This is a genomic window from bacterium (genome assembly GCA_040757115.1).
Classification (GTDB): Bacteria; UBA9089; CG2-30-40-21; order CG2-30-40-21; family SBAY01; genus JBFLXS01.
In genome coordinates, this window is record JBFLYA010000230.1 from 1 (window position 1) to 5,841 (window position 5,841).

7 protein-coding genes are annotated in these 5,841 nt (G+C 37.1%); 6 read left to right on the plus strand and 1 reads right to left on the minus strand.

Annotation, left to right across the window (positions count from 1 at the left end):
• The first annotated feature begins 2 nt into the window (after nucleotides 1–2).
• Both AB1422_15625 and AB1422_15630 read left to right on the plus strand, forming a co-directional pair.
• The gene (locus AB1422_15625) at nucleotides 3–212 is read left to right on the plus strand and encodes a type II toxin-antitoxin system HicB family antitoxin (GenBank protein ID MEW6620739.1); all 210 of its coding nucleotides are present in this window, start codon (nucleotides 3–5) and stop codon (nucleotides 210–212) included.
• On the plus strand, nucleotides 205–405 hold the full coding sequence (locus tag AB1422_15630) for a type II toxin-antitoxin system HicA family toxin (GenBank protein ID MEW6620740.1): 201 nt from the start codon (nucleotides 205–207) through the stop codon (nucleotides 403–405). Before AB1422_15625 ends, AB1422_15630 begins: the two co-directional genes overlap by 8 nt.
• Here AB1422_15630 and AB1422_15635 read toward each other — a convergent pair.
• A complete protein-coding gene (locus tag AB1422_15635) occupies nucleotides 397–552 on the minus strand; it encodes a hypothetical protein (protein MEW6620741.1) in 156 nt (51 codons plus the stop codon). The genes AB1422_15630 and AB1422_15635 overlap by 9 nt on opposite strands.
• A gap of 278 nt (nucleotides 553–830) precedes the next feature.
• Between AB1422_15635 and AB1422_15640 the strand changes: the two genes are divergently transcribed.
• The 4 genes from AB1422_15640 to argF all read left to right on the plus strand — a co-directional run bounded on the left by AB1422_15640 (nucleotide 831) and on the right by argF (nucleotide 5,092).
• The gene (locus tag AB1422_15640) at nucleotides 831–1,565 is read left to right on the plus strand and encodes a hypothetical protein (protein ID MEW6620742.1); all 735 of its coding nucleotides are present in this window, start codon (nucleotides 831–833) and stop codon (nucleotides 1,563–1,565) included.
• A 429-nt stretch (nucleotides 1,566–1,994) separates the two neighbouring features.
• Nucleotides 1,995–2,657 carry a hypothetical protein gene (locus AB1422_15645; protein ID MEW6620743.1) on the plus strand — a complete coding sequence of 221 codons (663 nt, stop codon included), beginning with the start codon at nucleotides 1,995–1,997 and terminating at the stop codon, nucleotides 2,655–2,657.
• Nucleotides 2,658–2,777: 120 nt separating this feature from the next.
• Nucleotides 2,778–3,983 carry an aspartate aminotransferase family protein gene (locus tag AB1422_15650; protein ID MEW6620744.1) on the plus strand — a complete coding sequence of 402 codons (1,206 nt, stop codon included), beginning with the start codon at nucleotides 2,778–2,780 and terminating at the stop codon, nucleotides 3,981–3,983.
• 182 nt (nucleotides 3,984–4,165) lie between these two features.
• On the plus strand, nucleotides 4,166–5,092 hold the full coding sequence (gene argF / locus AB1422_15655; protein MEW6620745.1) for an ornithine carbamoyltransferase: 927 nt from the start codon (nucleotides 4,166–4,168) through the stop codon (nucleotides 5,090–5,092).
• Nucleotides 5,093–5,841 lie beyond the last annotated feature (749 nt).

The following is a 5,841-nucleotide window of genomic DNA, read 5'->3' on the forward strand; positions in this document are numbered from 1 at the left end:
TTATGAAATACAAAGTTAATCTTAAAAAAACTGATGAGGGTTATTCTGTGTGGGTACCTGGTTTGCCAGGTTGTTGGTCACAAGGACAAACTGAAAAAGAATCTTTGGAAAATATTAAGGATGCTATTCAATCATATCTAGCGACCGTTGAAGATATAATCAAGGATAAAGAATTACGGTTAGTAGAGGTGAAAGAGATAAGTTATGCCTAATCTACCTGGGGTAAGCCATCAACGAGCTGTGAAAGCTTTTGAAAAGGTTGGCTTTTGGATTGCAAGACAAGGGAAACATATAACAATGACAAATGGGGAGCGGATAATTACCATTCCCAGAGCAAATCCAGTTGACGCTTTTACAATGGCAGGTCTTGTAAGAGATGCCGGTTTGGGTGGTGTCTTAATCTAGCATAAAGGTTGAAATAGTGTAAGAAAAGGAGATATGGGGATTATGGAGATTAGGAGATAAATTCATTCTAAAATTTTGGAAAGGACAATGAATAATCTCCATATCTCCCTTTATCTCCTTATCCCCTTTTGGACACCAAATCTGCATAGATTTCACTATTAGCGTTATTTTCAGACACCACCCAATTTTACACCATAAACAAGGAATTCAAACTTAAAACTTACTCCTAAGTCTCAATGGGGTAAGTATTTAACCGCAGAGACGCAGAGGAAAAACAGGAGATAGATTAAATTAAATTCCTGAAAAGGCAGAAGAAACTTTCAGATTTCTCGCAAAGGCGCAAAGGACGCTAAGATGAAAGTCTATATTTTTCTCCGCGACTCTGCGTCTGGGCGGTGTCTATTCCCTCAAGGAGAGAAAAAGTTATGCAAACACAAACAATATTTAGGATAACAGAACCAATAAGGAAACAAATAATAAAGATAGTTGATGAGCGAATAAGAGAAGACTATGTAACAAAGGGAGATTTTTCTGAACTCAGGTCAATAGTGTGGAGTATTGGGGTTGAAGTAGAGAAATTAGCTGAGGCACAAAAGAAGACAGAGATAAAAGTAGAAGAATTAGCTGAGGCACAAAAGAAAACAGAGACAAAGGTAGAAGAATTAGCTGAGGCACAAAAGAAGACAGAGGAAGAGATACGGACACTTGCAATGGAATTAAAAGAAACAAGGAGAGAACTTAAACAAGATATTAAAGATACCAGGATACAACTGGGTGGTTTAGAAAAGAGTGTCAGCTACGGATTTGAAAATGAGGCTTATCGAATGCTTCCATTAGTACTAAAAGAAAGATATAACATCCAGATAGACAAGAAATTGATTAGGGTAAAGATGGGAGAAAAAGAAATAAATATATTTGGAAAAGGGAAGATGAATGGAAAAGAGATATTGATAGTTGGTGAGGCACAACTTAGACTTGATGAGATGCGAAAGGGGGATAAGGAAAGGATATTTCAGGATTTGGAGAATAAAGTAGAGATAGTGAAGAAGGAATACAAACAAGAGATTGTCCGGTTGTTAATTGCTCATTTTGCTACACCTGGATTTATAAAAGAGGCAGAAGGAAGAGGCATAATCGTCATCCAAAGCTTTGAGTGGTAGTTATAGAGGGATACTTAACCGTCTTCTCTGGAGTACGGTAATCGTTCAGGTGGTAATTCACCGCAAGATGCCACAGAGATGCAGAGAAAAAATTAAAATCTATTCACCAGAGACAGAAATTTCCTTTTTTTGTGCATTTGGGGTCTTTCGTTGTTTATTAATCTTTTAATACTTACTTTTGACTAACTGTTTTTAAGCCTTTTTAAACACCAAAAAACGCGAAAAACACGAAAAAAAGATATTTTCCTCTCTGTTTCTCTGCGTCTCTGCGGTAAAGGATTACCTGAACGATTACTTTTATATTTTGCTTTTTGCATTTTGAGATTTGGAGGAAATTGATAAAAATAAAGGTTTTAAATACCCGCTTAAAAACTACAGTTTCCTGGTTTTGCAGAACTCTAATGGATAATTAATAAAAGGAGAAAAAGTATGGCTGTTTCATTACTAAAAACAGAAGAGGAACATATTCTTAGAGTCTTACCTACCTTGTTAAAAAGGGATGAACAATTCAAGGGTTCTCTCTATACCATCTTAGGAGAAACCTTTATTAAAAGGGATGACTTCTCTGAACTTAAGGGTATTGTAAAGGAACTTGCACTTGCACAGAAAAAGACAGAGGAGGAACTTAGATTACTGGCATCAGAAGTAAAGATTACCAGAAAAGAACTTAAGGATGATATTAAGGATACCAGAATAAACTTAAGTGGATTAGGTAAAAGTATGAGCTACGCCTTAGAAAATGAAGCATTTCGAATGATTCCTGGCGTATTGAAGGAAAAATATGGCATTCAGCTAAAAGAAAAGCTTATCAGGACAAAACTTGGGAAGAAAGAGATAAACATATTCGGTAAAGCTGAAATAAATGGGGAGGAGGTAGTGCTCGTAGGCGAGACACAACTAAGACTGGATGAGACACGGAAGAAAGACAAAGAAGGTATATTTAAGGACTTAAAAGAAAAAGCAGAGGTAGTAAGTAAGGAATATCAAGGGAAAAGGATAGAGAAGTTGTTAATTGCCCATTTTGCTACCCCGGGGTTTATAAAAGAGGCAGAAGGAAGAGGCATAATCGTCATCCAAAGCTTTGAGTGGTAGTTATAGAGGAATATTTAACCGTCTCCTCTGGAGTACGGTAATCGTTCAGGTGGTAATTCACCGCAAGATGCCAAAATTTCTTCAACACGACACTACGAACGGTTTGTTGGTTATAATTTTATGATTACTCAAAAACAAATTATTGAACAAGAAAAAAGATTTATGGTTCCTGTCTATAAACGCTTTCCAGTATGTTTTGTCAAAGGGAAAGGGATTAAAATCTGGGATATTAATGGTAAAGAATACTTAGATTTCTTTGGACAGGGAGTAAATAGTATTGGACATAGCCATCCTCAGTTAGTCAGGGCGATTACAGAACAGGCAAATAACCTGATACATTTTTCCAATCTTTATTATACCATTCCACAGATAGAATTAGCTCAGAAATTGGCTTCAATATCCTTTGAAGGGAAGGTATTTTTTGCCAATAGTGGGGCGGAGGCAAATGAAGCCGCAATTAAACTTGCCAGAATATACGGTCAGGGTAAATATGAAATAATTACAATGACCGGCTCATTTCACGGAAGAACATTAGCTACCTTAACAGCTACAGGTCAGGATAAAATACATAAAGGATTTGAGCCATTGGTTGAGGGTTTTAAGTATGCGCCATTCAATAACCTTGACGAGGTAGAAAAGGCTATCACCCCATCTACCTGTGCCATCCTGATTGAACCAATTCAAGGAGAAGGAGGCGTTAATGTTGCAGACGAACAATATTTAAAAGGATTGCGTGCCTTGTGTGATGAACATAAAATATTGCTTATTTTAGACGAAGTCCAGACAGGAATTGGTCGAACAGGCAAGATGTTTGGCTACGAGCATTACGGGATTGTCCCGGATATTATCACCCTGGCGAAATGGCTGGGAAGTGGTCTGCCAATTGGGGCAATGGTCGCCAAACCTGAATTAGCTGACCTTTTTACACCAGGAACGCATGCCTCTACTTTCGGCGGAAATCCTTTAGTCTGTGCCGGAACATTAGCCGTGATTAATGCCATTATCGAAGAAAATCTGGTTGAAAATGCAAAAGAGATAGGTAACTATCTCTTTAATCGACTATCTGAATTAAAAGATAAATATAGCTTCATAAAAGAGGTGCGAGGAAAAGGATTAATGATTGGTCTGGAGCTTGAGTTTCCAGGACAGCCAATTGTTAGTACCTGTCTGGAACAGGGATTAATTATTAATTGCACCGTAGAAAAGGTTTTGCGGTTACTACCACCATTAATTGTGACCAAACAGGATGTAGATGAAGCCGTAAAAATACTGGATAAAGTGATTTTTTTCACCGCAGAGGCGCAGAGGACGCAGAGAAAAAATTAAAATCTATTCACCAGAAACAGAAATTTCCTTTTTTTGTGCATTTCGTGTCCTTCGTGCTCTTCGTGGTGAATAGTTACGAAAAACACAAAAAAAGATATTTTCCTCTCTGTTTCTCTGCGTCTCTGCGGTAAAGGATTACCCGAACGGTTACATTTCTTTGTGGCAAAAAAAGGAGAGTTAAAATGGGAAAGCGGGATTTATTATCTGTGACTGATTTAGATGTTGCGGATATACGATGGATATTTGAACTAACGGATTCCATATTAAAGAAAGACCAGAGTGGGGAAAAATATCTTCCGCTGGCTAATAAATCTATTGCCTTAATCTTCCAAAAACCATCCACAAGAACCAGGATTTCTTTTGAAGTTGCCATCCACCAATTAGGTGGTCAGGCAATATTCTTACGCCAGGATGAAATTCAACTCGGAATAAGAGAACCTATTGAAGATATTAGCAAAACACTCTCACAATATGTCCAGTTAATTACTGCCAGAACTTACGCTCATAAAGATGTTGAACTCCTGGCTAAATATGCCTATGTCCCGGTAATTAATGCTTTATCAGACCAATTTCATCCCTGCCAGGCATTATCTGATGTCTATACTATCTGGAAAAAGAAAGGGAAGATTACGGGGTTAAATTTAACTTTTATTGGTGATGGTGCAAATAATATTTCTAACAGTTTAATTTTAATCTCAGCAATGATGGGAATGAATATCACGGTGGCGACTCCAGCCAAATATATGCCTGAACAAGAAATAATTTCCAGGGCAAAGGAAATTTCCGCAAACTCAAAAAGTCAAATAAAAATCATCCACGACCCATTAGAGGCGGCTCGTGAGGCAGATATAATTTATACGGATGTCTGGACAAGTATGGGGCAAGAGGAAGAAGAAGAAACAAGGAAAAAGATTTTTGCACCGTATCAAGTAAATAGTGCTATGCTTAATTCTGCAAAAGATGATTGTCTGTTAATGCACTGTCTTCCCGCTCACCGTGGAGAAGAAGTTACCGCAGAGGTTTTAGATAGTCAACATTCTATTGTTTTTGAACAGGCAAAAAATAAACTTCTTGTGCAAAAAGGGATTTTGGTATTTTTAATAGTATAGGAATTTCTTTTTTGGGACGCAGATGAACGCAGATTTTCAAGATTTTAAAATAAAGAATTGACCGAGAAGATCATAAAGGCATTCTACAAAGTTTATAATACCCTTGTATATGGTTTTCTGGAGAAACGCTCATGCCCACAGGGAGTGGGCACAAAGGAGGATGAAAATCGGGCATAGAGATTAGAGATTGGAGATTAGAGATTAGCAAGAGTGCAGGTTCTAATTCACTAATTCTCTAATCTCTAATTAACTATTTTCAGGGGAAACGACCATGTCCACAGGGTGGACACAAAGGAGGATGAAAATAGTGGTAGGAGATAGAAGGTAGGAGGTAAGGAGATAGGCGTGAGGAGTGATGTTTTCTTTACTTTCTACTTTCTACTCTCTACTTTCTACTTCCTTATTTTCAGGAGAAACCTACAGATATTGAAGTTGGACTATTACTTAATTTTGGACCTAAACCCGAAGTCAAACGAAAGGCTTTTGATAATATGGGAAAATAATTATACTCACCAACGGCACAAATTAAGATTTTTTAATAGGGACTCGATAGCCAGGTGATATAGGGTTTGTAAGATATATTACCATAAGTAAGTGTTAAAAAATGTCAACAATTATTGTTTTGAACCTTCAATTCAGACATAAAAAAGAAGATATAAGGGGTAATAAAAAAAAGATTATTATTTTGGATAAGGAAGATAGGGTTGATAAAAATGAGATATGTTAGTTTCTCTGATGGTGAGATTGTA

Bases quoted from the DNA above. Each gene is read 5' to 3' on its own strand.
- AB1422_15625 (MEW6620739.1), top strand. From the start codon at position 3: ATGAAATACAAAGTTAATCTTAAAAAAACTGATGAGGGTTATTCTGTG.
- AB1422_15630 (MEW6620740.1), top strand. From the start codon at position 205: ATGCCTAATCTACCTGGGGTAAGCCATCAACGAGCTGTGAAAGCTTTT.
- AB1422_15635 (MEW6620741.1), bottom strand. From the start codon at position 552: ATGCAGATTTGGTGTCCAAAAGGGGATAAGGAGATAAAGGGAGATATG.
- AB1422_15640 (MEW6620742.1), top strand. From the start codon at position 831: ATGCAAACACAAACAATATTTAGGATAACAGAACCAATAAGGAAACAA.
- AB1422_15645 (MEW6620743.1), top strand. From the start codon at position 1,995: ATGGCTGTTTCATTACTAAAAACAGAAGAGGAACATATTCTTAGAGTC.
- AB1422_15650 (MEW6620744.1), top strand. From the start codon at position 2,778: ATGATTACTCAAAAACAAATTATTGAACAAGAAAAAAGATTTATGGTT.
- argF (MEW6620745.1), top strand. From the start codon at position 4,166: ATGGGAAAGCGGGATTTATTATCTGTGACTGATTTAGATGTTGCGGAT.